Annotated in this window: 26 protein-coding genes; 16 read left to right on the top strand and 10 right to left on the bottom strand. The window is 69.5% G+C overall.

Translation table 11 applies throughout. From position 1 onward, the window contains the following. Position 1: 1 nt before the first annotated feature. Both mug and M3330_RS05455 read right to left on the bottom strand, forming a co-directional pair. Complete coding sequence (mug, locus tag M3330_RS05460; protein ID WP_019288033.1) at positions 2–568, bottom strand: G/U mismatch-specific DNA glycosylase; 567 nt, start codon at positions 566–568, stop codon at positions 2–4. Positions 569–593: 25 nt separating this feature from the next. Continuing rightward, positions 594–1,979, bottom strand: a complete 1,386-nt coding sequence (locus M3330_RS05455; protein ID WP_037215772.1) for a carotenoid oxygenase family protein — start codon at positions 1,977–1,979, stop codon at positions 594–596. A 183-nt stretch (positions 1,980–2,162) separates the two neighbouring features. Here M3330_RS05455 and M3330_RS05450 point away from each other — a divergent pair, with 183 nt between their 5' ends. After that, a complete protein-coding gene (locus M3330_RS05450; RefSeq protein WP_019288036.1) occupies positions 2,163–3,101 on the top strand; it encodes a winged helix-turn-helix domain-containing protein in 939 nt (312 codons plus the stop codon). Positions 3,102–3,227: 126 nt separating this feature from the next. After that, positions 3,228–3,986 (top strand): DUF1906 domain-containing protein, encoded by a 759-nt coding sequence (locus M3330_RS05445; RefSeq protein WP_255027337.1) that lies wholly within the window; start codon positions 3,228–3,230, stop codon positions 3,984–3,986. Here the strand turns inward: M3330_RS05445 and M3330_RS05440 are convergent. The 3 genes from M3330_RS05440 to M3330_RS05430 form a co-directional block, all read right to left on the bottom strand. Beyond that, on the bottom strand, positions 3,983–5,425 hold the full coding sequence (locus M3330_RS05440) for an MFS transporter (protein WP_019288038.1): 1,443 nt from the start codon (positions 5,423–5,425) through the stop codon (positions 3,983–3,985). The genes M3330_RS05445 and M3330_RS05440 overlap by 4 nt on opposite strands. A 158-nt stretch (positions 5,426–5,583) precedes the next feature. Continuing rightward, positions 5,584–5,967, bottom strand: a complete 384-nt coding sequence (locus M3330_RS05435) for a hypothetical protein (protein ID WP_019288039.1) — start codon at positions 5,965–5,967, stop codon at positions 5,584–5,586. 70 nt (positions 5,968–6,037) lie between these two features. Continuing rightward, entirely contained in the window at positions 6,038–6,880 is an 843-nt protein-coding gene (locus tag M3330_RS05430; RefSeq protein WP_019288040.1) for a hypothetical protein, read from the bottom strand. Positions 6,881–7,258: 378 nt separating this feature from the next. On the opposite strand from M3330_RS05430, the gene M3330_RS05425 reads away from it, so the two are divergent. Further along, positions 7,259–8,512, top strand: a complete 1,254-nt coding sequence (locus M3330_RS05425; protein ID WP_019288041.1) for a mannosyltransferase — start codon at positions 7,259–7,261, stop codon at positions 8,510–8,512. Here the strand turns inward: M3330_RS05425 and M3330_RS05420 are convergent. After that, positions 8,448–8,744: a 4a-hydroxytetrahydrobiopterin dehydratase gene (locus M3330_RS05420; RefSeq protein ID WP_006550586.1), complete on the bottom strand. Its 297-nt coding sequence runs from the start codon at positions 8,742–8,744 to the stop codon at positions 8,448–8,450. The two genes, M3330_RS05425 and M3330_RS05420, sit on opposite strands and share 65 nt — an antisense overlap. Before the next feature lie 25 nt (positions 8,745–8,769). Here M3330_RS05420 and M3330_RS05415 point away from each other — a divergent pair, with 25 nt between their 5' ends. Then, positions 8,770–9,192 carry a (deoxy)nucleoside triphosphate pyrophosphohydrolase gene (locus M3330_RS05415; RefSeq protein ID WP_024103420.1) on the top strand — a complete coding sequence of 141 codons (423 nt, stop codon included), beginning with the start codon at positions 8,770–8,772 and terminating at the stop codon, positions 9,190–9,192. A 24-nt stretch (positions 9,193–9,216) separates the two neighbouring features. Here the strand turns inward: M3330_RS05415 and M3330_RS05410 are convergent, their stop codons facing one another. After that, on the bottom strand, positions 9,217–9,393 hold the full coding sequence (locus tag M3330_RS05410) for a hypothetical protein (protein WP_006550584.1): 177 nt from the start codon (positions 9,391–9,393) through the stop codon (positions 9,217–9,219). 360 nt (positions 9,394–9,753) lie between these two features. Here M3330_RS05410 and typA point away from each other — a divergent pair, with 360 nt between their 5' ends. The 5 genes from typA (at position 9,754) to M3330_RS05385 (ending at position 15,417) form a co-directional block, all read left to right on the top strand. Further along, a complete protein-coding gene (gene typA / locus M3330_RS05405) occupies positions 9,754–11,640 on the top strand; it encodes a translational GTPase TypA (protein WP_006550583.1) in 1,887 nt (628 codons plus the stop codon). 79 nt (positions 11,641–11,719) lie between these two features. Continuing rightward, positions 11,720–13,750, top strand: a complete 2,031-nt coding sequence (locus tag M3330_RS05400; RefSeq protein WP_255027331.1) for an ABC transporter family substrate-binding protein — start codon at positions 11,720–11,722, stop codon at positions 13,748–13,750. After that, the gene (gene mshB / locus M3330_RS05395) at positions 13,729–14,652 is read left to right on the top strand and encodes an N-acetyl-1-D-myo-inositol-2-amino-2-deoxy-alpha-D-glucopyranoside deacetylase (protein WP_303627223.1); all 924 of its coding nucleotides are present in this window, start codon (positions 13,729–13,731) and stop codon (positions 14,650–14,652) included. Before M3330_RS05400 ends, mshB begins: the two co-directional genes overlap by 22 nt. Positions 14,653–14,740: 88 nt before the next feature. After that, positions 14,741–14,899 (top strand): hypothetical protein, encoded by a 159-nt coding sequence (locus M3330_RS05390; protein WP_006550580.1) that lies wholly within the window; start codon positions 14,741–14,743, stop codon positions 14,897–14,899. Positions 14,900–14,976: 77 nt separating this feature from the next. Continuing rightward, positions 14,977–15,417 carry a hypothetical protein gene (locus tag M3330_RS05385; RefSeq protein ID WP_006550579.1) on the top strand — a complete coding sequence of 147 codons (441 nt, stop codon included), beginning with the start codon at positions 14,977–14,979 and terminating at the stop codon, positions 15,415–15,417. Here the strand turns inward: M3330_RS05385 and M3330_RS05380 are convergent. From M3330_RS05380 to M3330_RS05370, 3 genes are read right to left on the bottom strand one after another with little or no spacing between them, the layout of a single operon-like run. Beyond that, entirely contained in the window at positions 15,374–16,132 is a 759-nt protein-coding gene (locus M3330_RS05380; RefSeq protein WP_024103423.1) for a uracil-DNA glycosylase, read from the bottom strand. The genes M3330_RS05385 and M3330_RS05380 overlap by 44 nt on opposite strands. Beyond that, positions 16,129–17,634: a PH domain-containing protein gene (locus tag M3330_RS05375; RefSeq protein ID WP_255027325.1), complete on the bottom strand. Its 1,506-nt coding sequence runs from the start codon at positions 17,632–17,634 to the stop codon at positions 16,129–16,131. The genes M3330_RS05380 and M3330_RS05375 overlap by 4 nt, the downstream gene beginning before the upstream one ends. Next, a complete protein-coding gene (locus tag M3330_RS05370) occupies positions 17,631–18,188 on the bottom strand; it encodes a PH domain-containing protein (RefSeq protein ID WP_006550576.1) in 558 nt (185 codons plus the stop codon). The genes M3330_RS05375 and M3330_RS05370 overlap by 4 nt, the downstream gene beginning before the upstream one ends. Positions 18,189–18,289: 101 nt before the next feature. On the opposite strand from M3330_RS05370, the gene M3330_RS05365 reads away from it, so the two are divergent. The 7 genes from M3330_RS05365 to M3330_RS05335 all read left to right on the top strand — a co-directional run bounded on the left by M3330_RS05365 (position 18,290) and on the right by M3330_RS05335 (position 26,410). Next, positions 18,290–18,487 carry a hypothetical protein gene (locus M3330_RS05365; RefSeq protein WP_006550575.1) on the top strand — a complete coding sequence of 66 codons (198 nt, stop codon included), beginning with the start codon at positions 18,290–18,292 and terminating at the stop codon, positions 18,485–18,487. A gap of 45 nt (positions 18,488–18,532) precedes the next feature. Then, on the top strand, positions 18,533–21,130 hold the full coding sequence (locus tag M3330_RS05360; RefSeq protein WP_064852944.1) for a bifunctional FO biosynthesis protein CofGH: 2,598 nt from the start codon (positions 18,533–18,535) through the stop codon (positions 21,128–21,130). A gap of 154 nt (positions 21,131–21,284) precedes the next feature. After that, positions 21,285–21,608 (top strand): ferredoxin, encoded by a 324-nt coding sequence (gene fdxA / locus M3330_RS05355; protein WP_006550573.1) that lies wholly within the window; start codon positions 21,285–21,287, stop codon positions 21,606–21,608. 22 nt (positions 21,609–21,630) lie between these two features. Beyond that, complete coding sequence (gene dapC, locus M3330_RS05350) at positions 21,631–22,743, top strand: succinyldiaminopimelate transaminase (protein ID WP_019288047.1); 1,113 nt, start codon at positions 21,631–21,633, stop codon at positions 22,741–22,743. Between the two features lie 49 nt (positions 22,744–22,792). Continuing rightward, positions 22,793–23,497, top strand: a complete 705-nt coding sequence (locus M3330_RS05345; protein ID WP_255027320.1) for a rhomboid family intramembrane serine protease — start codon at positions 22,793–22,795, stop codon at positions 23,495–23,497. Between the two features lie 57 nt (positions 23,498–23,554). Beyond that, on the top strand, positions 23,555–24,985 hold the full coding sequence (locus tag M3330_RS05340; protein ID WP_039957868.1) for an acyl-CoA synthetase: 1,431 nt from the start codon (positions 23,555–23,557) through the stop codon (positions 24,983–24,985). Between the two features lie 171 nt (positions 24,986–25,156). After that, positions 25,157–26,410: a CdaR family transcriptional regulator gene (locus tag M3330_RS05335; protein ID WP_006550569.1), complete on the top strand. Its 1,254-nt coding sequence runs from the start codon at positions 25,157–25,159 to the stop codon at positions 26,408–26,410. The last annotated feature ends 111 nt before the right edge of the window (positions 26,411–26,521 follow it).

Here is a 26,521-nt window from a genome sequence, read left to right as displayed (position 1 = left end):
TTCAGGACAGGATGCCGGCCGCCCGGGCCGGTTCGGCGTAGGCCCGCGCCAGCGACTCCACCGTCTCGTGGGCGTTCAACCCGCTCGGATTGGGCACCACCCACAACGGGACGTCACCGATCGTGTCGTCCTGCCGCCCGGCCTTCGCCTTGCGCCGGCCGAAGGCCGCGCGGTAGGCGGTGATGCCCGCGACCGCCACGGCGCGAGGGCGGAACTCCGCCACCACGTGCGCCAGATGGCGTCCGCCCTCACGCAGTTCCTCGTCGGTGAGCTCGTCGGCGCGGGCCGTCGCACGCGGCGCCAGGTTCGTGATGCCGACACCCCGCTCGAGCAGGTGATCGCGGTCGGCGTCGCTCATACCGGACGACGCGTCGATCGGCCGGTCGACGATGCCGGCACGGAACAGGGCGGGGTAGAAGCGATTTCCGGGCCGCGCGAAGTGGGCTCCCGTCGCCGCGGTCCACAATCCCGGATTGATGCCGACGAACAACAGGCGGCAACCGGGCGCGACGAGATCGGGGATCACCGCATCGCGGAAGGACTCGAGTTCGGCTCGCGTGAAACCCATCCACCCAAACTAGCCGGAGCGACGCTCAGTCCGGCGGGAGCCAGGCTCCGTGCAAGCCGGCCGGGACACGGATCGGCAGACGGACCCGCGCGATCGGGCCCGATGCCGGGTCGGATGCGGGGAAGATCAGGAACCAGCTCGACATGTCCTCGCGGTCGGTGGCGATGGTGCCCCAGTGGTCCGCCGCGTCTCCCGGCATCAGGATCGGCTCGCCGGGAGCGAGACTGTCGTGCGTCCACACCGACTCCGTACCCGCCTGTACGTCGAACCAGCACAACGAATCGGCCGATCCAGGAGGTAGGTTCGAGGATCCGCTCTTGCCGATCGTCGCTACGACGCGGTGACCGAGGGTTGTGGACCGGTCGTCTATGCGCGGGAACTCCATGTCGCGCTCGCACAGGACGGTCCGCGTGATCCCGTTCCGTCCGATCACCGCACGGCTCAGGGTGGACCGGTTCGGTTCGCTCTGCCGAGTCAATCCGCCGGGATAACACCATTCGACGTAGTCGAGCGCGACGTCGCCGTCGGGCAGGTCGAAGGCGTTGGCGGTGTGCCACATCCAGAACGTGTCGGTCGAGAACCACCGCACCGCGCCGCTGTCGCGGGGGACGAGCGCGACACGCGTTCCGAGATCCGGCTTCCAGTCGAGCGGCGACCCGCCGGAGAAGATCTGCGAGAGATCGAACACGAGCGGGGCCAGGACCAGAACGACATAGGTCGGCGTCAGTGCCATGTCGTGGATCATCAACGGCCGGTCCATGCCGTCGATCGGGGTGGGCGCGCGCGTCACCGTCCCGTCCGGTGCGACCACCGACCAGGTCAGATACGGCGGGTCGAGCATGTAGCAGAAGGCGACCATCTCGCCGGTGTGCGGATCGATCTTCGGGTGCGCCGTCAGCCCGACCGGCAGGGTTCCGTCGAAGGTCTCGCGTCCGAGCGTCTCGAGGTCGGAACCCAGGGTGTACGGTGGCGCCGCTTCGGCCATCGCCATGAGCCGCCCGCCGTGCCGGACGATGTTGATGTCCGGCAGCTCGCGCATGGTGTTCGCCAGGTCGGGCCCGACCTCCTCCTCGGGAGGGAAGTACGGATCGGTGATGCCGGCCCACAGCGCGCGACCGGCCTTCTCCTCCGCGACGACCTGCGGGGTCCGCACGAACCTGTTCGTGTAGCGCGCGGTGCCCCCGGCGATCTGCACGCGGTGGACCATGCCGTCGCCGTCGATCGGGTAGACGTAGTGACCGATCGGGTCGAAGCGCGGATTGGGTCCGTTGCGGAGGTAGCTTCCGTGCAGATCTGCGGGCAGTTCCCCGTGGACCTCCAGCTCGCGGACGTCCACTTCCTCGCGTTGAGGCGCGAACAGGCCACTGAGATGCGGATGGTGTGCCAGGTCGACAGGCGCCGGACGTTGCATGACGACTCGCTTCGGTGGAGGCGATTCTTCTGTGGGGCAATCGTAGGACCAGGAAGGGCGATCGGTTCGTGATTCGGCGCGCCCGATCCCACACCCACGGACGGGGACCGTGCATCGGATAGGGTTGTTGCCTACGTGCAGGACTGATAGTGCGGCCGCACGGCCGCGACGTTAGGGGAAGGTGTGCAGCGCCGGAACGCGATCGGAAACTCCGTCCGGAACACCGGAGGTGACGAGGCCACGTTGCCGCCGTACACGGATCTTCTCTGGCCGACCGTGCAGGCGGTGATCGAACTCGGCGGATCCGGTGTCATCGAGGAGATCGATTCCGCCGTGATCTCCCGGACGGGACTGTCCGAGGCCGCACAGGCGGTACTCCACGGTGACGGCCCCGGAACGGAGATCGAATACCGGCTGGCCTGGGCCCGGACTTACCTCAAGGGCATGGGTCTGCTGTCGAATACCCGCCGCGGTGTGTGGAGCGTGACCGACCGTGGCCGCGCCGTGCGCGAGTCGGAGATCAAGCCCATGCAGGTCGCGTACACGGCCGAGAAGCGTCGCAAGCGCATGGTGCGGAACGTCTCGCAGGGTGCCCAGGTCGTGCCGCTCGCAGCCGCCCCCGAGGATCCCGAACTGTGGCGCGAACCCGTCCTCGGTGCCGTCGCCGACCTGTCGGAGGACGGTTTCGAACGGCTCGCCACCGCGGTACTGCGCGCGGCCGGATTCACCACCCTGACGATTCCGGCCCCGGGCGGATCCCACGCTCCCGAGGGCACCGGTCACGTCGAGGGCGCCGGTGTCCTGCGCGTATCGCTGCTGAGCTTCTCGGTGTTCTTCCGTTTCCTGCGGGCACCGGAGAAGGCGGGTGCCGACGTGGTCCGCGAGTTCCGCGCCGCGATGGTCGGGCGGGGCGAGAAGGGTCTGCTCGTCGCCACCGGATCGTTCACCGAGGACGCGCGCGCCGAAGCCCACCGGCACGGCGCCCCGCCGATCGATCTCGTCGACGGCGACGGGTTGTGCGATCTGCTCAAGGAGCACGGTCTCGGTGTCCGTTCCACGGTGCGGACGGTCGAGGACGTCTCCCTGGTGCCGGCCTTCTTCGCCGAACTGTCCGGCCGCTGACCTCGTAGCGCCGTTGCGGATATCGCCTGCCGCGACCTGTCGAATTCTCGGTGTGGCCGGTGGGACGCCTGTGATTGTGATGCAATACGGCGGACGTACAGACGGCAATACGAAGGACAGGTTGCGATGAGCCTTTCGCGGCGGGACATGTTGCGGTACGCGACGCTCGGATCGGGCGTCGCGTTGATCTCTGCGCTCGGCGCACCGGGTCTGGCTCAGGGACGCCCGGTGCTCGGGACCATCATCGACTACTCGGCCGCCGTACCGTCGCCGTCGTCGATCCGCGCCGCCGGCCATATCGGCGCCATCCGGTACGTGTCCGATGCACGACCCGATGCCGCCTGGATGCGCGCCAAGCCGCTCACCGGACGGGAAGCGGATGCGCTGCTCGACAGCGGACTCGAAGTGGTCTCGTGCTACCAGTACGGCAAGGCCGCGACCGCCGACTGGCTCGGTGGTTACGAGGCGGGGCTGAAGCACGCCCGGCGCGGCCTCGACCTCCACTACGCGGCCGGTGGCCCGGAGAACCGGCCGATCTACGCCTCGATCGACGACAACCCGACCTTCGAGCAGTTCACGCTCCAGGTCGTGCCGTACCTGCTGGGCTGGCAGGAAGTGGTCGGCGCTGGAAATCTCGGTGTGTATGCCAACTCGCCGACGATCGACTGGGCGTCGGCGGTCTCCCTCGGGTCCTTCTACTGGCAGCACGACTGGGGCACGCCCAAGGGCTACGTGCATCCGCGGGCGAACCTGCACCAGATTCCGGGCGAGGTTCGGATCGAGGGCATCGGCGTCGACATCAACCACGTGCTCACGCCCGACTACGGCCAGTGGTCGCTCGCCGGCAGCGCACCGAGTTCCGACCCAGGACTGCCGGGCAGTTAGCGATCCGGTCGGGTGTCGTCGACGGGTCGCACGGAGCGGCCCGGCGGCGGGATGAGGATCGTGAAGACCAGTCCCACCACCGCCGCCCCCGTCGCCACCAGGAAGGTGGCGCGGAACCCTTCGAGTGCGGGCACCACGGAGTCGCCGATGCGCTGGGTCATCACTGCCAGCATCACGCCCACCACCGCTGCGGCACTCGTCGTGCCGATGGACCGCATCAGGGTGTTGAGGCTGTTGGCCGCGGCGGACTCGCGTAGCGGCACGGCACCCATGATGAGTGCGGGCATCGCGGCGTAGGCGAGGCCTATGCCGGCGCCGATGAGCATCGACGCGCCGACGATGTGCCAGACCTCCTGGTACAGCACGTACGCCATCAGGTATCCGAGGCCTACGAGCACCGTGCCGCAACCGAGGGTCACGCGCGCGCCGAACCGCGTCGTGATGCGCGCCGAGACGGGGGACAGCGCCATCATGACGAGCCCCGCGGGGGCGAGCGCGATACCGGCGGTGACCATCGTCTGCCCGAAGCCGTAGCCGGTCTCCGTCGGTGCCATCAGCAGCTGCGGGAACGCCAGGATGTTCGAGTACATCGAGAAGCCGATCGCGACCGACGCGAGATTCGTCATGAGGATCGGTCGGCGGGCCGACAATCGAAGGTCCACGAGCGGACGCGATATCCGCAGTTCGTACAGGCCCCAGCCGACGAACACCACGAGTGCCCCGGCGAGCATCCCGAGGGTGGCCGGGGCGGTCCAACCCCAGTCGTTGCCCTTGGTGACCGGCAGCAGCAACAACACGAGGGCGACGGAGAGCAGCAGCGCCCCGGCGATGTCGAAACGTCCCGGATTGCGGTGCGACGACTCGGGCACGACGAACAGGATCGCGGTGATACCGACGAGGCCGAGGACCAGCGACGCGACGAACAGCATGTGCCAGTCGGTCGCCTGGGCGACGAAGGCCGCGGCCGGTAACCCGATCGCACCGCCCACACCCATCGTGGCGCTGATGGTGGCCATGGCGCCCGGGAGTCGTCGGGAGGGCAGCTCGTCGCGCAGGATCGCGATCCCGAGCGGAATGGCGCCCATCGCGGCGCCCTGCAGCGCCCGCCCGACCACGAGCGGGACGAGGGTCGCCGCGAGCGCGCAGACCGCCGAACCGAGCACCATCAGCGAGAGCGAGGTCAGCAGCATCCGGCGTTTGCCGAACATGTCGCCGAGGCGACCGCTGATCGGGGTGACCACCGCGCCGGCGAGCAGAGTCGCCGTCACGGCCCAGGACGTGTCCTCGGGAGTCGCGCCGACGAGCACCGGCAGTCGGGGGAGGATCGGGACGATCAGGGTCTGCATGAGCGCGACGCTGATACCGACGGTCGCGAGGACCGGCACGATGCCGCGCGGGGCAGGAACCTCCCTGGTGGAGAGCGGTGTCTCTACGGCCATGCGGCTCCTCGGTCCGGGGCCGGGGTGACGCGGCCTACGACAACAATTTGGGCGCAATACGAACGACGCTGCCATCGTTGTCTAACACGGCAGGGCCGTCGATCCCTAGTACCCTCACCCCGTCCGGTCCTGCGTGGCCGTTCGACCGGCGTCCGGTGTCAGGACTGACAATGCTTGTCGGGCTCGGATTCGTCGACGGTGATCGAGAGCGGCGGATGCTCGTCGGGGGCGGCATGATCGCCGCGCCACGCCAGCAGCGACCAGCGCGACAGCCCGGACAACGCCGAACCGAGACTCGCGAACGACAGTGAGGACAACGCCGAACCGAACGACCCGACGGAGCCGATGGACAGGACCGACCCGCAGCTACCGATCGACAGGATCGAGTACGAGGAACCGATCGACAGGATCGACCGCTCCGAGGCGATCGACAGGATCGAGCGGTGAGAGAGGAGCGAGCGCCGGGAGTTCACGGACGCGGCGCCGGCCAGGTGCCGCAGACGACTCTGCTTCGACGGGATGCGCGCCGCGGTGAAGGCCATGCTCCGGTCTATCACGCCCGGCGGAAGGCCGCCGGGAGAAACTCCCGGCGGCCTTCCGTGAGTACGTGAATCAGGGAACGGCGACGAGACCCACGGTGGGCAGGAAGGTGCACGAACGCGGATCGGCGCCCTCGTCCTGCGTGGTGATTCCGCCGGAGATCACGGCAAGGACCTGACCCGAACCGGTGTCGGCGATCGCGCTCAGCGTGGTCGGGCCGTCGGGGTTGATCTTCGCGTCGTTGGTGAGCGGTTGCGTGCCCGTGCGTCCGTTGGAGACGTTGACCCAGCTCAGGGTGAGCGGCTGTTGCTGTTCGCCGGCGGCGGGTGCGGTGCCCAGCGCGGTGAAGACGAAGCCGGTCTGGCCTGCGCCCGGTCCGGGAGGGGGAAGGTGCGACGGACCCGCGACCGCGAGGGCGGTGCCCACGGAGTCCTGGCTGTCGCCGATGCAGCCCTTGCCGATAGTCGGGTAGAGGAACTGCGAGATCACCACGGCGCCGGGCTCGGGGATCTCGGGTCCGCCGCCGCCGCTGCCATCGAGGAAGGTGATGACGCGCTGGAGCGTGCTCTTCACCGATTCGGGGAGCTCGGAGTTCGCGAGCAGTTCCTTGGCCTGCGCCAGCAGGTCGTTCTTGCCGTCGGCCGCGTCGGCGACATCGGCGGGGCCCGCGGCCGCACCGATGATCGCGGGCGCGAGGGAAGCCAGGGCCTCGGCCTCTTCGGGGTTCGCCCGGACCCCGGCGAGCAGGTCGGTCAACGACTCTACGGAAAGATCAGCGGGAATCTCGAACTGGGGCAGTTCGATGAGCCCTGCCAGGTCCGGCAGTACGGGTGGCGCCGGTTGCGCGACGGCCTGCGTAGGCACGGCCAATCCCGCGGTGGCGGCGAGTGCGCACAGCGTGAGCGCCCGTCGCATTCCTCGAGTACGAAGCACTGTTCCCCATCCTTGTCGTTGAAGCATCCGGTTGTTCGGGACGAACGACCGGATGCTGACGGCTCGAGGAGACACTCTATGGACCCCCCGCACACGGGACAAGCCTGCCGTTTCGGAACGGCGCGCCCATCGCTGGTTCGGGATTCTAACCACGGGGTGTTCCGTCCCTCGGATCCTGTCGAACATAACGCGTTCGACCTGAGAAGATTGTGACTGTAGATGAAATCGTTACGGGAGTGAACTCCGGTTCGTTTGCATGCCTATCGGAACGGTAATCTCCTTCGCCGGGTCCGGTTCACCGGACGGACGTTCGACGGGAGAGGCCGCACCGCAGTGCCACGAGGGTTTCCTTCGCACCGGATGTGGTGGTGCGCGGCGTTACTGGCGCTGTCCGTCGTCGTCCGGATCGCCTGGGGATTCATCACTCCCAACGGCATGAACCTCGTCGACCTGCACGTCTACGTCGACGGATCGGCCGCTCTGCTGCAGGGCGACCTCTACGGGTTCACCTATTCGGAGGACACCCCCGACTTCCCCCTGCCGTTCACCTATCCGCCCTTCGCCGCGCTCGTCTTCCTGCCCCTGCACCTGATCCCGTTCGGAATCCTGGGCGTGGCCTGGCAGCTGCTGACGGTCGCGGCGCTGTTCGCCGTCGTGTGGATCTCGCTCGAACTCGTCGTGGACGCGCGGGCACGGAGCCGGTCGTGGGTCGGTGTCGCGATGCTGTGGACGGCTGCGGGCATATGGACCGAGCCGGTACGCACGACCCTCGACTACGGCCAGATCAACGTCTTTCTCGTCCTCGGCGTGATGCTCGCGGCCCGCAGTTCCCGGTGGTGGCTGTCGGGTGGGCTCGTCGGCGTGCTCGCCGGGATCAAGCTCACGCCTGCCATCACCGGCCTGTACTTCCTCGCGCAGCGACGCTGGCGCGAGGCGGTGTTCTCCGCGGTCGTCTTCGTGGGGACCGTCCTGGTGAGCCTGCTCGTGCTCGGCTCCCAAGCCGCCACCTATTTCGGGTCCCTCTTCGGCGACGCGGATCGGATCGGGCCGGTCGTGTCGGTGTGGAACCAGTCGCTGCGCGGAGCGCTGGGTCGTATCGCGGGTGAGGACGTCGGACTCGGGCCGGTGTGGCTGGTCGGCGTCGTGGTCTGCGCGGTCCTCGCGTTCGCGGCGTGGCGGTCGCTGGAACCGCTGCCCGACGGAACGCGCGACCGTCTCGGCACGCTGCTGATCGTGCAGCTGTTCGGCCTGCTCGTCTCGCCCATCTCGTGGGTCCACCACTGGGTGTGGGTGGTCCCTTTGCTGCTGTGGCTTCTCTACGGACCCTTGGCGCGGTCGCTCGGAGCCCGCATCGTCGCCGCGTGCTGGGCCGCGGTCACGCTGATCGGCGTTCCGTGGGTACTGAGTACGGCGCAGAACTCGATCTGGGATGTCGAACGTCCCGCTCCGCTCGCCTGGCTCGGCGCCGTCAACGTGGTCGGTGTCCTCGCCGTCTACGTCGTCGTGATCCTCGCGGCCCGGGGACGTGAGGGGCAGGACGAACGGGTGACTACAGACCCGAGCGCCGTGCCTCCTCGTCGATCCGACGCGCAAGAGCCGGATCCGACTCCGTGATGCCACCGGCGGAATGCGTGCTCAACGCGAAGGTCACCTTCCGCCACCTGATGTCGATGTCCGGATGGTGATTCGCCTCCTCGGCGACGACGGCCACCCGGTCGACGAGTGCGATCGCGTCGGGGAAGGTGGGCGCCTCGATGGTGCGGACCAGCGACTGTCCCGCGCGGTGCCAGTGCGGCAACTCGGCCAGCGCGGCGTCGATCTCTCCGTCCGTCAGCAGCTGGGACATGACTCATTCTGGGACGATGCACGTCATGTCTGCAAGCACATCGTCCGCGAGTACACCGGCGCCCGACGGGCACGTCGTGGCCGGCGCCGTCATCCGGGACGGACGCGTGCTGCTCGCCCAGCGCACGCGGCCCGTCGACCTCGCGGGCCTGTGGGAGTTGCCCGGAGGCAAGGCGGAACCGGGGGAGAGCGTGGAGGCGGCGCTCGTGCGGGAGCTGAGGGAAGAACTCGGTGTCGAGGTGCGCGGTGCGGAGCGACTGGGGGTCGCGGTGCCGTTGGCCGGAGGTCGCGAGTTGTGTGCCTACAGGGTCGAACTCGTCTCGGGTGATCCCGAGCCGCTGGACCACGCGGCGTTGCGGTGGGTCGACGCGGACGAACTCGGGGAGGTCGATCTCGTCCCGGCCGATCGTGCGTGGATTCCCGATCTACGCGAACATCTGCGGCGCTGAGGTCATACGGCGCATGCCTGGTGGTCAGGCGGCGCGGGCCTTGTCGAGATACTTGCGCAGTTCCTTCTTGCTGAGCCCGTCGTTCTCGACCTTCTTCATGCGCATGACGACGACGGGGCATTTGAGGCACCGCGTCTTCTTGCGGCAGCACTTCTTCTTCGGCTTCAGGCCTGCGACCTTGCTCGCCTTCACCTTCCCCATACGTCCCGCCTGCCTTCCACGGTCCTGCGCGCGGCGAATCACCGGCGGGCGAAGGTTAGCATCCCCTTACTCACGGACCCAGGGGTGCATGTGGTGCCGGATTCGGCGGTTACGTCTCCTGGGGGAGTGTCGAGCGTCACCCCGATCGTCGCCGACCTGCGGGTATCTGATGAGGTAGAAGCGGCGACCGACGAACGGCCTGTAAAGTGTATTGACGGCCGCAGTGCCTGCACGCCGAGAATCGGACGGGGCAGGTAGCTCGCAATCTCGCGTCGCGGCCATCGAGACGAACGCCGTACGGGCGAGGTGCCGACCGGGTCCAGTGCCGTGTGGCCGGACTACAGCCAGGAGAGCTATCGCGTGAGCACCGCTGATTTTCGGAACGTCGCCATCGTGGCGCACGTCGACCATGGAAAGACCACTCTCGTCGACGCCATGTTGCGCCAGTCGGGCGCGTTCGCCGAACGTGCGGAACTCGTCGACCGGGTCATGGACTCGGGCGACCTCGAGCGCGAGAAGGGCATCACCATTCTCGCGAAGAACACCGCGGTGCACCGTCACCACCCGGACGGCACCGTCACTGTCATCAACGTCATCGACACCCCCGGCCACGCCGACTTCGGCGGTGAGGTCGAGCGCGGCCTGTCCATGGTCGACGGCGTCGTCCTGCTGGTCGACTCCTCCGAGGGCCCGCTGCCGCAGACCCGCTTCGTGCTCCGCAAGGCGCTCGCCGCGTCGCTGCCGGTGATCCTCGTGGTCAACAAGACCGACCGCCCGGACGCCCGCATCGCCGAGGTCGTCGAGGAGAGCCAGACCCTGCTGCTCGACCTCGCGTCCGACCTCGACGACGAGGCCGCCGAAGCCGCCGAGCTCGCCCTCGAGCTGCCCGTCCTCTACGCCTCCGGTCGTGAGGGCAAGGCCTCGAAGAAGCAGCCCGAGAACGGCCAGGTCCCCGACGCCGAGAACCTCGACGAGCTCTTCGAGGTCCTCATGGAGTGCATCCCCGCACCCAAGGGTGATCCGTCGGCGCCGCTGCAGGCCCACGTCACCAACCTCGACGCCTCCGAGTTCCTCGGTCGTCTCGCGCTGCTGCGCATCCACCAGGGTGAGCTGCGCAAGGGCCAGACCGTCGCGTGGATGCACGCCGACGGCGTCAAGAACGTCAAGATCACCGAGCTGCTCAAGACCGTCGGTGTCGAGCGGCAGCCGGGCGAGGTCGCGGTCGCCGGCGATATCGTCGCCGTGGCCGGCATCCCGGAGATCATGATCGGCGACACGCTTGCCGATCCGGAGAACCCGGTGGCGCTGCCGCGCATCACCGTCGACGAGCCGGCCATCTCGATGGTCATCGGCACCAACACCTCGCCGCTCGTCGGCCGGGTCAAGGGCCACAAGCTCACCGCTCGCATGGTGAAGACGCGGCTCGACTCCGAGCTCGTCGGCAACGTCTCGCTGCGCGTCCTCGACATCGGACGCCCCGACGCGTGGGAGGTGCAGGGCCGAGGCGAACTCGCCCTCGCCATTCTCGTCGAGCAGATGCGCCGTGAAGGCTTCGAGCTGACCGTCGGCAAGCCGCAGGTGGTCACCCGCACCATCGACGGCAAGCTCCACGAGCCCTACGAGGAGCTGACCATCGACAGCCCCGAGGAGCACCTCGGCGCCATCACCCAGCTGCTCGCGAACCGCAAGGGCAAGATGGTCCAGATGACCAACCAGGGCACCGGCTGGGTTCGTATGGAGTTCATCATCCCGTCGCGTGGTCTGATCGGTTTCCGTACCGACTTCCTCACGGAGACCCGCGGCACCGGCATTTCCAACGCCATCTTCCACGGTTACGCGCCGTGGGCCGGCGAGATCCGCGCCCGCCACACGGGTTCGCTCGTCTCCGACCGTGCAGGCTCGGTCACCCCGTTCGCGATGATCCAGCTCGCCGACCGCGGCACCTTCTTCGTCGAACCGGGCAGCGACACCTACGAGGGCCACGTCGTGGGCATCAACCCGCGCGCCGAGGACCTCGACATCAACGTCACCCGCGAGAAGAAGCTCACCAACATGCGCTCTTCGACCGCCGACGTGATGGAGACCCTCGCCAAGCCGATCGAGCTGACCCTCGAGGCAGCGCTCGAGTTCTGTGCTGCGGACGAGTGCGTCGAGGTCACGCCGGAGGACGTGCGCGTGCGCAAGCTGCACCTCTCGCAGACCGACCGTGCGCGTGCGCGGTCGCGGGAGAAGGCCCGTAACAAGTAGTCCAGGTGTGGGGTGGCCCCGGCGAGCGCATGCTGGCCGGGGCCACCCACGTACCACCTGCCTCACGGAAGGAGCCCGAGTGTCGCGTACGCGCGCTCGTCGCCGACTGATCGGGGCGACGGCCGGCCTGGCCGTGGCTGCGCTGGTCCTCACCGGTTGCACCGCCGACCCGCCGCCGCCCATCGAGCAGACGGAGCCGACCACGACCCCGGCTCCCGCTCCGAAGCGCAGCACGGTGGTGGTCGCGATCGACGAGGTCGGTTCGGGCTTCAACCCCCACCTGCTCGCAGACCAGTCGCCCGTCGCGAACGCCGTTGCCGAACTCGTGCTCCCGAGTGCCTTCCGGGCCGTGCCCGATCCGGAGAATCCCGCTGCAGCACTGTGGGTTCCGGACGACTCGCTGCTGCTGTCCGCGGAGGTCACCGACGAGGCGCCGTTCACCATCACCTACCGCCTGCGCGACGAGGCCCAGTGGTCGGACGGAGCGCCGATCGTTGCCGAGGACTTCCGGTATCTGTGGCGGCAGATGATCACCCAGCCCGGCGTCGTCGATCCTGCCGGCTACCGCCTCATCGACGACATCCGATCGTCGGGCGGAGGCAAGATTGTCACCGTCACCCTGCGCGAGCCGTATCCGGCCTGGCGCGAACTGTTCACGAATCTCTTGCCCGCCCACCTGGTCAAGGACACTCCGGGTGGCTTTTCCACCGGCCTGTCCGAGACGATTCCCGTGTCCGGCGCGCGATTCCACGTCGACAACGTCGATCGGGGGCGCGCCGAGGTGCTGCTCGAACGCAACGACCGGTTCTGGGGCACCCCGGCCGGACCCGACGAACTGATCATGCGCCGCGCCGGCACCGACGCCCAGGTGACCGAATCGGTGCGCAGCGACGACGCCCAAGTGGTCCAGAGCGCGGGCGGTGTCGCTCTCGAGGCGCAGCTCGCCGCCGTGCCGGGTGTGCGGACCGGCGTCCAGCTCCAGCCGCGCACCCTCGATCTGACCCTCAACACGCGCACCGCCGAACTCGCCGACCCGGTCGTCCGGCGAGGCATGCTCGACCTGCTCGACCCCGAGCTGCTCGGACTTGTCGCCACGGCCAACAGCACCGGGGTCGTGCGGGCGCGGGCCCAGGTGCTCGCGCCGTCCGATCCGGGATACACCGACACGATGCCGGCGCGTCTGTCCCGGGAGCAGGCCCTCGGACGTCTCGCCGAGGCCGGATATCTACCCGTCCCGCCTGCGGTGCCCCCGGTGCCGACGGACCCCGGCGCACCCGGCCCCGAAGCGCCGGAGGCCGCTGCACCGGAGACGGGGGCATCCGAGACGGCGGCATCCGAGACGGCGGCATCCGAGACGGCGGCGCCGACGAGCGCGACTCCCGGACCGAGAACCCCCGACGGGCCGGCCCTGCCCGAGGGCACCCTGGCCCGGGCTGGCGTGCCGTTGACGCTGGTCGTGGGCGTGCCGGAGGGTGACGAGACCGCCCGCGCCGTCGCACGCACCGCCGTCGACCTGTGGCGTGGCGCCGGGATCGACGCATCGGTCGACGAACTTCCCCCCGACGAGCTGTACGGCGAAGCCCTCGTCGAGGGCACCGTGCACGCGGTCGTCGGCTGGATGCGTGCCGGTGGAGACCTTGCCACCGCCGCGCTGTCCCGATTCGGATGCGTCCCGGTGGCCGCAGCACCCACCGTGGCGGGGGAGGACCTGCCGACCGTGCCCGAGTCCGACCTCCCGGCGCAGCCCGACGCCCCCGGGACGGCGGAGGCGGCACAGTCGTCGGACCCCGCGACCACCACGCTCGACGAGGACGACGTCGAGGAACGTGATGCGCTCGCAGCGCAGCTCGAGGCTCCGAGCAACCTCTCGGGTGCGTGCGATCCCGGTCTCGAACCCGATCTGCTCGCTGCACTGAACGGCACCACCGACCCGGCGAAGGTCGTCGCCGACGCGCAGGCCAGGCTGTGGGATCTCGCGGTGAATCTGCCGATCCTGCAGGACCGGGCCGTTGTCGCCGCCGGTCCGGGCGTCGAGAACGTCTCGCTGACAGCCGCCGTCGCCACCGGTATTCTCGGCGACGCCCATCTGTGGGGAAGGACCACACCGTGACCAATGCTCCGGGAGCTCTCCCCGACGTTGCGGATCGACGACTTCTGCTCGTCCACGCCCATCCCGACGACGAAACCCTCACCACCGGCGGCACCATCGCCCGGTACGTCGCCGAGGGCGCCGAGGTCACCGTCGTGACCTGCACGCTCGGTGAGGAGGGCGAAGTGATCGGCGACGAGTGGGCCCAGCTCACCGCCGACCGCGCCGATCAGCTCGGCGGATACCGCATCCTCGAACTCACCCGGGCGCTCGACGCGCTCGGCGTCGAGCGACCGCGTTTTCTCGGCGGTGCCGGGCACTGGCGCGACTCCGGGATGGCGGGCACCCCGTCCGCCGACAATCCTCGCGCCTGGGTCAACGCCGACCGCGACGAGGCGATCGAGGCGCTCGTCGCCGTGATCCGCGAGACGCGTCCGCACGTGGTCGTCACCTACGACCCGTTCGGTGGCTACGGGCATCCCGACCACATCGCGGTGCACGAACGGGTGACCGCGGCCGTCGAAGCGGCCGGCACCGAGGACTATCCGTCCGCCGGGGCGGCGTGGACCCCCGCGAAGGTGTACTGGACCGTCGCCGAACGGTCCGCGCTCGAACGCGGCATCGCCGCCATGGGCACGCTGCCCGACGGCTGGCGCCGACCGGAGGCCGGCGAACTGCCGAGCGTGCCCGACGACGAGGTCACCACCGTCGTCGACGTCCGCTCGGTTCTCGACGCGAAGCGGACCGCGATGGCCGCGCACACGACCCAGGTGCTGGTCGCGGAGGACGGCGAGCAGTTCGTGCTCTCCAACCTCGTCGCCCAGCCCGTCTTCGACCAGGAGCACTTCGTGCTCGTGCGCGGGCAGCTCGGCCTGACCGACTCCACGGGACGAGAGGACGACCTCTTCTCCGGCATCGGCTAGTGTGACCCGAGTCATCAACGAGGCTGTGGGTGGTTCGCGTCACCCGGCCTCGCGTACCACGCAGGCACACCGTCAGAGGGGGTTGTCGATGTACAACTGGTCCGTCCAGAACCAGATCGTCGCGTTCGTGGAGTCGTTGAGGCCGTACGCCGACGAGATCCGGGCCGACTACTGGCACGCTCTGTACTCCTTCGCCGACCAGCAGAGCGCGCTGCTCACCATGCTCGGATACCCGCCGGTTCCCTGACGTCCCGTGCGTGGGTCGCGGATGGTTCCGCGGACCCCGGTTGCGCTCGGGCGAGTCCGGTAGCGCACCATCGAAGCATGACGGTCGATCCAGCAACCGCTGCACCCCTCGCGTCACCGGTGGACGTCCAACCCCGCCGGGGGCTCGTCGCGCTGCTCGTGCTCGACGGTGCGCTGTGCGCCCTGTTGTCGGTCTTCTATCTCGGCGTGTACATCGCCGGAGTGCCCTTCCCGATCACCATCCTGCTGGCCGGCCTCGTCAACCTGCTGCTGGTGATGGCCCTCCGCGCCGAGACCGGATCCCTGCGCAGCGCGACCCTACCGCTGCTGGCCTGGGCCGTCGTCTTCCTCGTCTGCCTCGTGGGCGGTCCGGGCGGCGACCAGCTCGCGCTCGGCGACTGGCGGACCCTGCTGCTGCCCGTGGCCGCGCTCGCCCCCGCCGGCGGCTACCTGTTCTCGGCCCGCATCAGGGAGATCACCCAGGCAGTGGGAGGGACGCAGCCCGCGCCGCGTCCCTGAGCACCTCGGTCACCATCTCCTTCGTCAACCGGCCGGTGAAGGTGTTCTGCTGGCTGACGTGATAGCAACCGAACAGGTGCAACGGGTGCTCCCGCGCCTCGGTGGGAGCGAGCAGCACATGTGCGCCGTGCCCGAACTTGGGGCGGGGAACCGGAATCGTCCACCCCGCCGCCGACAGGACCGGCAGTAGTGCCTGCCAACCGAACCCGCCGAGCACGACGACCGACCTCAGCGTGGGGGAGAGCAGGTCGAGTTCCTGTTCGAGCCAGTGCCGGCAGGTGTCGCGTTCGACGACGGTGGGGCGATTGGCCGGTGGCGCGCAGTGCACCGGCGACGTGATGCGCGTGCCGAACAGTTCGAGGCCGTCGCCGATGTGCGTCGCGGTCGGTTGCGACGCCAGTCCCGCGTCGTACAGGGCCGCGTACAGCACGTCGCCCGACCGGTCGCCCGTGAACATCCGTCCTGTGCGGTTCCCGCCGTGCGCGGCGGGCGCCAGCCCGACGATCAGCAGGGACGCATCGGCCGGGCCGAAGCCCGGGACGGGCCGGCCCCAGTACTCCTCGTCGCGGAAGGCCGCTCGTTTCTCCCGCGCGACCTGCTCACGCCATGCGACCAGCCGCGGACACGCGTGGCAGTCGACGAGCGCGTCGTCGAGCTCGGCCAGCGTCGCCGGGGGAGTGCCGTGCAGGGGGCCTTTGCCGGATGTCGGCTTCATCGGTCGATCCATGCTTCTCCCATACCCGGTGTGACCTCCTGGACAAGCGCCCACGCCTCGTCCACGGGGATGTCGATCACCTCGTAGCGTCCCGCACCCGCCGGCGTCGCCGCGACGACGGTCGCGAGACCGGCACGGCGCTGGAAGAAGGTCTGCCGCACCGTCCAGCCGATCACACCGTCCGCATCGAGACAGATGCGCTGCCGGTCGATCGAACCGCTGCGGGCGACGAGATGTCCGTCGACGACGGCGTGGCCGAGACCCCGGTAGCGGTCCTGCGCCAGCGCGCACGCCCCCGCGACCAGCACCACGACCATCGTGGCGATCACGGCGACCGGCACGTGCCGGTCGGTGACGGTCAGGGCGACGAGCCCGGCGGCGACCACGACGGCCACCGGCCACAGCGTCCGCGTGTAGCGGCGACGACGGGCACGGGGACCGTGACTGCGCAGCGGAACGTCGAGCGGCAGCCCCCCGGTGAGCACCTCGGCCGCGACCCGCCGGACCTCCCCGTCGGGCGCCGACGGCAGGACCAGTGACGAACCGCCCTGTTGCGCGGTTCTGCCCGTCATGACGGCGTCGAGCCGTGCGGCGCCGACGAGCCGCAGCGCCAGCGGTTCGTGCAGCGCGATCCCGCGCAGCCGCGCCCGGTCGAGGGTGGTGTGACGGGTCGTGAGCAGGCCGTGCGCGATGCGCAGGACCCGTTGGTCGTCGGTCACCCGCAGATCGCCGTAGAGCAGCAGGTACCGCACGCACGCGGCCGGGCTGGCGACGAGCACGACGACCAGCACGAGGATCACGAGCGCGACCACCAGGCCGAGGTCTTCCGCGGTCTCCACCGCGCGGCGGACGACCTGCGATTCGGCGATCGACCGGCCGAGCCCGAACTGGAAGGCGGCACCGGCGACGGCCGCGACGGCGAGCAGTCCCGTCGTGGAGAACGGCGCGTAGCGCACCCAGGCCGGGTCGAATCGCGCCAGCTGACGCTCGGTGACGGCAGCGGTCGAGGTCGTCTCGACCGGCACGTCGTCCTGCTGCCCACCCCTCAGGAGAACGGCACGGAGCTCGGGGACTGCTGCGATCGGAAGGCCGTTGAGTTCGAACCGGTTGCGATCGGCGCCCCCGCTCTGACCCGTGCCGATCTTCACGACCGCGAGGCCCAGCACGCGATGCAGGAGGCGTTGCTCGACGTCCACCGACCGGATGCGGCTGCGGGGGATCGACAACTCGCGTCGTTGCAGCAGGCCGCGGCGGAGTTCGACGTGCTCTGGTCCTACGCGGTAGGTGGTGGTGAACCAGCGCAGCAGACCGACCAGCACGAGCACGCCCGTCGCCGCGAGGCCCCACACGGGATTGCCGCTGGTGGACCCGATGACGAACGAGCCTGCGAGGACGGGCAGCAGGCGCAGGATCTCCTCGATCGGGTGGATCAGCAGCATCCGGCGATCGAGACGCGACCACGGCACCTCCTCGTCCGTCCCGGCCACGAGGGCGTCGTTCATGTCGCGTCCGTCTCCGAGCTCGCCGCGAGTGCGGTCAGGCGAGCGACGGTCTCGTCGGCGACCCGGCTGTCGAGCCCGACGATCTCCACCGCACCCGCCGCCGAGGCGGTGGTGACGGTGACGGTGGTCAGGCCGAGCCACCGGTCGAGCGGTCCACGCTCGGTGTCGACGGTCTGGATCCGGGAGATCGGTGCGATGCGGTGCTCCTGCGTCCACCAACCCGAACGCGTGTAGACCGCGGTCTCGTCCATCTCCCAGCGATGGACGCGGTATCGCCAGACCGGCACCACCGCGACGTGCAGTCCACCGAGGACGACGGTCGCGGCCGCGGCGGCGACGTGCCACCCGGCGCCCACCGGCGTGACGAGCACCCACACGACCTGCGCGACGACCAGTGGCAACCACATCAGCGCTGCACTCACGGCCCACAGCACACGCGCCTTCGGGCTCGGCCGCCACGACGGTTCCCTCATCACCACGCTCGTCGCTGCCGTGTTGTCGGCCGACCCCGCCGGCGAACTCTCGTCGTCCTCCACCCGCACCTCCTGCTCCATCGGGCCCCGTGTCCGGTTCCACGCTAGGCTGGGATCCGTAGAACCCGGCCGGACTCGCCCGATCCGATCTCACGATCGGGCCCTATCAGGAGGAGATCGCAATGACGGAGTCGAATGCGCTCGGCATCGAGATCCAGTCCGACAACGATTCCGAGGCCGACCGGCTCGAGCAGGCCATTCCCGTCTACGACGATCCTGCCGACGACCTGCCTTCGGACGTGCCCCTCGAAGCCGACCCGGCAGACACCTACGAGCAGTCCCGCGAAGTCCCGGCGGACGACGACTACCCGCGCGGATAGACCCCGAAGTGGCATGGGGGTGCTCGTAGGCGCATGATCGGGCCCATGACCGATTCCGCAGACGACACCCCGCAGTCCGCGATGCTCCCGACCCCCACCGTGCGTCCCGGCGTTGCGCACCGATCCACGGCGACTCCCTCGGGAATGCGTCGAGCGTTGCGCCGGGCTCGCGACGGGGTCGCACTGAACGTCGACGAAGCGGCGGTCCTGCTGCAGGCCCGGGGTGCCGATCTCGAGGATCTCTGTGCGTCGGCGGCGCGGGTGCGCGATGCCGGCCTTCTCGCGGAGTGTCGACCCGGCACGGTCACCTATTCGCGCAAGGTCTTCGTCCCCATCACCCGGCTGTGCCGGGACCGATGCCACTACTGCACCTTCGTCACCGTCCCCGGCAAGCTCCGCGCCGAGGGTCACGGCATGTATCTCGAACCCGACGAGATCCTCGAGATCGCCCGTCAGGGAGCCGAACTGGGTTGCAAGGAAGCCTTGTTCACACTCGGCGACCGGCCCGAGGACCGGTGGCCCGAAGCGAAGCAGTGGCTCGACGAGCGCGGCTACGATTCCACCCTCGACTACGTGCGAGCGATGGCGATCCGCGTCCTCGAGGAGACCGGTCTGCTGCCGCACCTCAATCCCGGGGTGATGAGCTGGGCCGAGATCTCGCGGCTGAAGCCGGTCGCCCCGTCGATGGGCATGATGCTCGAGACCACCTCCGAACGGTTGTTCACCGAGAAGGGGCAGTGCCACTACGGCAGCCCCGACAAGGATCCGGCGGTGCGGCTGCGGGTGCTCACCGATGCGGGCCGACTCGCGGTGCCGTTCACCACCGGCATCCTCGTCGGCATCGGTGAGGACTTCACCGAGCGTGCCGAATCGATCCACGCGATCCGTAAGTCGCACAAGGCATTCGGTCATATCCAGGAAGTAATCGTCCAGAACTTCCGCGCCAAGGACGACACCGCGATGCGCGAGCACGACGACGCCGATCTCGACGAGTTCCTCGCCGCGATCGCCGTCGCGCGGCTCGTCCTCGGGCCGGGAATGCGCATCCAGGCCCCGCCGAATCTCGTCTCGCTCGACGAGTGCCGCGCGCTGCTCGGGGCGGGTGTCGACGACTGGGGTGGTGTCTCGCCGTTGACGCCCGATCACGTCAACCCCGAACGGCCCTGGCCGAATCTCGACACCCTGGCGCGCCTGAGCTCCGAGGCCGGCTTCGAGCTCACCGAGCGGATCGCCGCGCAGCCGAAGTACGTGCTCGCCGGGCAGCCGTGGATCGATCCGCGCATCACCGCGCACGTGCACGCCCTCGCCGATCCGGCCACGGGCCTCGCGCGCGAGGTGATCCCGTCCGGACTGCCCTGGCAGGAACCCGACATCGACTGGGAGTCGTCGGGTCGCGTCGATCTGAACTCCGAGATCGACGTGACCGGACGCAACACCGAGCACCGGTCCGATCTCGGGAGCGCTTTCGGCGACTGGGAGACCGTCCGCGAACAGGTGCTCCAGCTGGGCGCCTCAGCACCGGTGCGGCTCGACAGCGACGTGCTCTCGGCGCTGCGCTCCGCCGAACGGGATCCGGGCGGTTGCACCGAAGCGGAGTACATCGCCCTCGCCAACGCCGACGGCGCCGGTCTCGAAGCACTCGTGGCGCTCGCCGACCAGCTGCGCCGCGACACCGTCGGCGACGACGTCACCTATGTCGTCAACCGGAACATCAACTTCACCAACATCTGCTACACCGGCTGCCGGTTCTGCGCCTTCGCGCAGCGCAAGGGCGACGCCGACGCGTTCACCCTCTCGGCGAGCGAGGTCGCCGACCGGGCGTGGGAGGCGCACGTCGCCGGCGCCACCGAGGTGTGCATGCAGGGCGGTATCGATCCGGAACTGCCGGTGACCGGCTACGCCGATCTCGTCCGCGCCGTCAAGGCACGGGTGCCGTCGATGCACGTCCACGCGTTCTCGCCGATGGAGATCGTCAACGGTGTCGCGCGCAGCGGCACGTCGATCCGGGACTGGCTCACCGAACTGCGTGAGGCCGGGCTCGACACCATCCCGGGCACCGCCGCGGAGATCCTCGACGACGAGGTGCGGTGGGTGCTCACGAAGGGCAAGCTCCCGACCGCCGAGTGGATCGAGGTGGTGACCACCGCGCACGAGGTGGGCCTGCGATCGAGCTCGACGATGATGTACGGGCACGTCGACCAGCCGCACCACTGGGTCGGCCACCTCGAGGTGATCCGCGGGATCCAGGACCGCACGGGCGGATTCACCGAGTTCGTGCTGTTGCCATTCGTGCACCAGTCGTCGCCGCTCTATCTGGCCGGCGCGTCGCGTCCCGGCCCGACCATGCGCGACAACCGTGCCGCGCACGCCCTCGCCCGGGTCATGCTGCACCGCCGGATCGACAACATCCAGACCAGCTGGGTCAAGCTGGGTGTCGCCGGGACGCAGGCCATGCTCGAGGGCGGGGCGAACGATCTCGGCGGCACGCTCATGGAGGAGACGATCTCGCGCATGGCGGGCTCGCAGCACGGTTCGGAGAAGACCGTCGCCGAACTGGTCGCGATCGCCGAGGGCATCGGGCGGCCGGCGCGCCAACGGACCACCGCGTACACGCCGATCGAGCTCCCGGTCACCGCGGGCTGACCCGCCTCGACGGTCTGCACTCTGAAGTAGGGGACCCTTACTCCGGTGTGTGGCACGGGCACGGGGGATACTGGAGGACCGTGGGCGCCGAGGGTGCCCGCTCGGGCGAGACCGCGCAGGTCGGCGGGCTTACAGAGAGGCAGGGAGAACAGCAGTGACGTACACGATTGCGGAACCGTGCGTGGACGTGTTGGACAAGGCATGCATCGAGGAGTGCCCCGTCGACTGCATCTACGAGGGCGGTCGCATGCTGTACATCCACCCCGACGAGTGCGTCGACTGCGGTGCGTGCGAGCCCGTGTGCCCCGTCGAAGCGATCTTCTACGAGGACGACGTCCCGGACGAGTGGTCCGAGTACGTCAAGGCCAACGTCGACTTCTTCAACGATCTCGGCTCGCCCGGTGGCGCCGCGAAGCTCGGCAAGGTCGACTACGACCCGCCGTTCGTCAAGAATCTCCCTCCCATGGGCGAAGAGTGACGAACGGACCGGTGGAACTTTCGTGAGCACGCGTGTCCGCCGTTCGGTGGCGAAGAGCCTGCCGGACTTCCCCTGGGATTCCCTGACCGACGCGAAGGCGAAGGCAGCGGCGCATCCCGACGGCATCGTCAACCTGTCGGTGGGCACACCGGTCGACCCGGTCGCCCCCGTGATCCGGGAGGCGCTCGTCTCCGTCGCGGAGGAGCCGGGCTACCCGACCACGCACGGCACCGCCGAACTGCGGCGGGCGGCCGTGGGTGCGCTCGAACGTCGCTACGGCATCACCGGTCTCGACGACTCGGCGATCCTGCCGGCGATCGGCACCAAGGAGATGATCGCCTGGCTGCCGTCGCTGCTCGGCCTCGGTGCCGACGATCTCGTCGTGATCCCCGAACTGGCGTACCCGACCTACGAGGTGGGCGGGCTGCTCGCCGGTGCCCGCATCATCCGCGCCGACGGGCTGACCCGCCTCGGCCCCGAGGTCGCGTCGCTGGTCTTCGTGAACTCGCCGTCGAACCCCACCGGCAAGGTGCTCGGACCCGACCACCTGCGCAAGGTCGTCGACTGGGCGCGCAGCCGCAACGCGATCGTCGTCTCCGACGAGTGTTATCTCGGGCTCACCTGGGAGTGTGAGGCCCTGTCGATCCTGCACCCGAACGTGTGCGGGGGCGACCACACCAACCTCCTCGCGGTGCACTCGCTGTCGAAGACCTCCAATCTCGCGAGCTACCGGGCCGGTTTCGTCACCGGCGACGCCGACCTCGTCGCCGACCTGCTCGAGGTCCGTAAGCACTCCGGCATGATGCTGCCGCTGCCGATCCAGGCCGCGATGACCGCGGCACTGAACGACGACGAGCACGAGAACGCGCAGCGCGAGAAGTACCGCAAGCGTCGCGAGGTGCTCCTCGGGGCCGTGCGCGGCGCCGGCTTCACCGTCGACCATTCGGAGGCGGGCCTGTACCTGTGGGCGACGCGCGGTGAGGGATGCCGCGCGACCGTCGACTGGTTCGCCGACCGCGGCATCCTCGTCGCACCCGGCGAGTTCTACGGTCCCGGAGGTGTCCTGCACGTCCGGATCGCGCTCACCGCGACCGACGACGCCATCGACGCCGCCGCTGCCCGACTGCGCCGATAGAGCGCGCCGACGCACCGCTCAGCGAGCAGCTCGCCGGTAGATTGGCCCCGTGAGTTCGTCCGGTGAGGATCCGCTGCTGTGGGTGCTCTACGTCGCCGTGGTGGCCATCGCTGCGGTGAGCGCGTCACGCTCCCATGCGGGAAGTTCCGTGCACGCGACGACGCGATCGTTTTGGTGGCCTCCGCCGGTCGCGGCGACGATCCTGTGGTCGGTGGTCGCGGTGGCCTCGCTCGCGCGACTGGTCTTCCCGGGACTGCTCGACGTCTTCCGGCGGCAGCCGGTCCGCACCCGGGACTCGGGGGAGTGGTGGCGTGTCCTCACCGCAGGTCTGATCGAGGACGGCGGCGTGCTCCTCACCGTCGTGAACCTGCTGTTGCTCGCGGTGGTCGCCATCGCGATCGTGCGGGTGTGGGGGTGGTACCGCGCACTCGGGTTGTTCCTGGTCGGCCAGGTGCTGTGGGGGTTGTTCACCACCTTCGTCTTCCCGTCCGACGGCGCGGGAACAACCGGCGCGACGCTCGCGGCGGCCGCGACTCTCGCGGGACTGTGGCCGGTCGTCGGAGCGACACGCTCGCTGCTCGTCGCCTCCGCGGCGACCTTCCTTCTCGGTGTGGTCCTCGTGATCGTGGGCGATGCGCACGGCGTGGCCGTCCTCGTCGGAATGCTGCTGGGCGCGGTCCTGGCCACCGTGCTTCCCCCGGCACATCTGGCGCGGACATCGATGTCCGCGGCGCGCGGCGACATCCACACCTGACCGCCACACCCGACCGCCCCCGCGAGGCTGCGGCATCGATATGGAATCGTGGCTGTCGTGTCTGCACTGCTTCGTTCGCTGAATCCGCTGGCCGTCGCGCGCGGCGACGATCTCCCGGACGTCGTCCGTATCGACGGCCACACCTTCTCCCGCAGCGATCTGCTCGGCGCGGCCACCGCCGTCGCGGCGCGGGTGGCGCGCGCCGATCGGGTGGCCGTGCTCGCGACTCCGAGCGCGACCACCGTCGTCGCCGTGACCGGTGCCCTGCTCGCCGGGACGACCGTGGTGCCGGTGCCACCGGACTCGGGGCCCGCCGAACTCGCCCACATCCTGACGGACTCGGACGCGCAGGCCTGGCTCGGTCCGGCGCCGGAGGTGCAGCATCCCGACGTTCCGCAGTTGCCGAGCCTGCCGGTCCGCCTGCACGCCCGCGACTGGCACCACCTGCCCGAGCCGAACCCGGCGCGAATCGCGTTCGTGCTCTACACCTCCGGGACCACCGGCGCTCCGAAGGGTGTGCTGCTGAGCCGCCGGGCGATCGCCGCGGGCATCGACGCGCTCGCCGAGGCGTGGGCCTGGACCGAGCGCGACACGCTCGTCCACGGGCTGCCGCTGTTCCACGTGCACGGACTCGTGCTCGGTGTGGTCGGAGCCCTGCGGGTGGGCAGCCGGCTGATCCACACCGGGAAGCCCACTCCGCAGGCCTACGCCGAAGCGCAGGGATCCCTCTACTTCGGGGTGCCGACGGTGTGGACACGCGTCGTCGAGGACGAGGACTCCGCCCGCGCGCTCAGCGGCGCGCGACTGCTCGTCTCCGGCAGCGCGCCGCTGCCGGTGCCGGTCTTCGAACGACTGCGTGAGCTCACGGGACTGGTTCCGATCGAGCGCTACGGCATGAGCGAGACGATGCTGACGCTCAGCACGCGCGTCGACGGCGAGCGCCGTCCCGGCTGGGTCGGCACGCCGGTGGCCCGGGTCGAGACGCGCCTGCGCGACGAGCAGGGCCGCGACGTGCCCCACGACGGGGAGAGCATCGGCGTCTTGCAGGTGCGTGGACCGATGCTCTTCGACGGCTACCTGAACAGGCCGGAGGCCACCGCGGCCGCGTGGACCGAGGATGGATGGTTCGTCACCGGCGACGTGGCGGCCGTCGACGAGGGCGGATTCCACCGCATCGTGGGTCGCGAGTCGACCGATCTGATCAAGACCGGTGGGTTCCGGGTGGGTGCGGGGGAGATCGAGACCGTTCTGCTCGGTCATCCCGCGGTGCGGGAGGTGGCCGTGGTGGGCCTGCCCGACGACGACCTCGGTCAGCGGATCGTCGCGTTCGTGGTGCCCGCCGCCGACGGCCCCCAAGTCGACGGGTCGGAACTGATCGACCTTGTCGCACAACAGCTTTCCGTACACAAGCGGCCCCGGGAGGTGCGTGTGGTGGGTGACCTTCCACGCAATGCGATGGGCAAGGTGCAGAAGAAGAAACTGGGCTGACAGGGTCGGTGGGGGGCGCCCGCGGGCAGGTTCCTGTCACCGGAACTTCGTGGAGAATCGGTCACAGGGGTTGCATGTGTCACACTGCGAGGCGGATTCTCTACTGCACCGTATGTAGATCTACTCACTTCGATGGGGGTTCGAGGGATGTCTGTAACGGATCAGGTCCGGGTGACCGGGCACGATCGTCGGGGGGACGGTGACAACGCTCCGCTCTTCCTGGTGGACGGGAAGCCCGCGTCCGTTCCGCTGCGCGATCTGCCCGCCGTGGCTCGCAAACTCGTGGCGCACTTCGCCGACAACGTGGCGCCGTGTTCGCTGCGACCGGGCGAATCGCTGCGCGGTGACGTCACCGAGGTCACCGTGCGCTGCCTGCGCATCGCGATCCATCTCCTCGACTCCGGAGAACTACCCTCCGACGCGGAACTCGCCGACCTGCGCAGCAGCGCAGCCCAGTGGGCCCGCGCCGGCTTCCGGCTCGAATACATGCTCCGGATCTATCACGAAGGCATCCGTCTCGGGTGGGAGCTGGTCACCGATCGGGCCCGGGAGGGCGATGTCTCCTCCGTCGCCGACGCGTCCCGCCTGTGGATGGCGCTGCTCGAGAAGGTCACCGTCGCCGCGACCACCGGTTTCGTCGCCGAACTCGACGCCATCCGCCGTGAACGCGACGTCGCCGCGCAGGAACTGGTCGCCGCGCTGCTGAGCGGGCAGGACGCCGCGGCCGTGGCGCAACGCTCCGGGCTGGTGCTCGCCGACACCTACACCGTGCTCGCGGTCTCGCTCACCCGACATCCCGACGAACGCAATCCGCACGTGCGGCCGGAGGTCGTCGCGCGGCGCACCCTGCGCCGGGTCGAGACCGAACTCGAGGCGATCTGCGAGGGCCGCCACCTCGCGATGCTCGGCCCCGAGGGCGGCACCGTCCTGCTCCCCGAATCGCCTTCGACCGAGGCGATCGAGGAATTCCGGCAGCGCATCGAGACCGTCGCGGGCGTGTCCGTCACGATCGCTCTCGTCCACGCCCCCGTACGGGAGGTGCCCACCGCGGCGAAGCAGGCCCACGAACTGCTCGATCTGGTGCGACGGCTCGGCCGTGCGGTCGGGGCCTACGGTATGCAGGATCTGGCCCTCGAATACCAGCTCACGCGGCCCGGACCGGCGCGCCGTCACCTCGCACGCGTCCTCGACCCGCTCGACGAATCACCCGAACTCGTCGAGACGCTGGAAACGCACATCGCCCACGACCTGAGCCGCCAGCTCACGGCCAAGACCCTGCACGTCCACGCGAACACTGTCGACTACCGCCTCAAGCGGGTCGCGCAACTCACCGGATTCGACCCCACCCGGCCCTCCGGACTGCGCCAGCTGCAGGCGGCGTTGATCGCTCGACGACTCGAACTGGAGAGCTCCGAACAGGGCTGATATCGCGTCGGATTCGGCTTCCCGAGGCGTGCCGGTCTATATCATCGGTCTCGGGCGACCGAGGGTCGTCACCCGGAGTGAGCACGAGGGGGCCGACGCATGGCGGGGGAG

This window comes from Rhodococcus sp. GA1, from assembly GCF_024321955.1.
Taxonomy (GTDB): Bacteria; Actinomycetota; Actinomycetes; order Mycobacteriales; family Mycobacteriaceae; genus Rhodococcus; species Rhodococcus pyridinivorans.
Note: the sequence above shows the minus strand (reverse complement) of the source record. Positions and strands in the feature narration are given on the sequence as shown.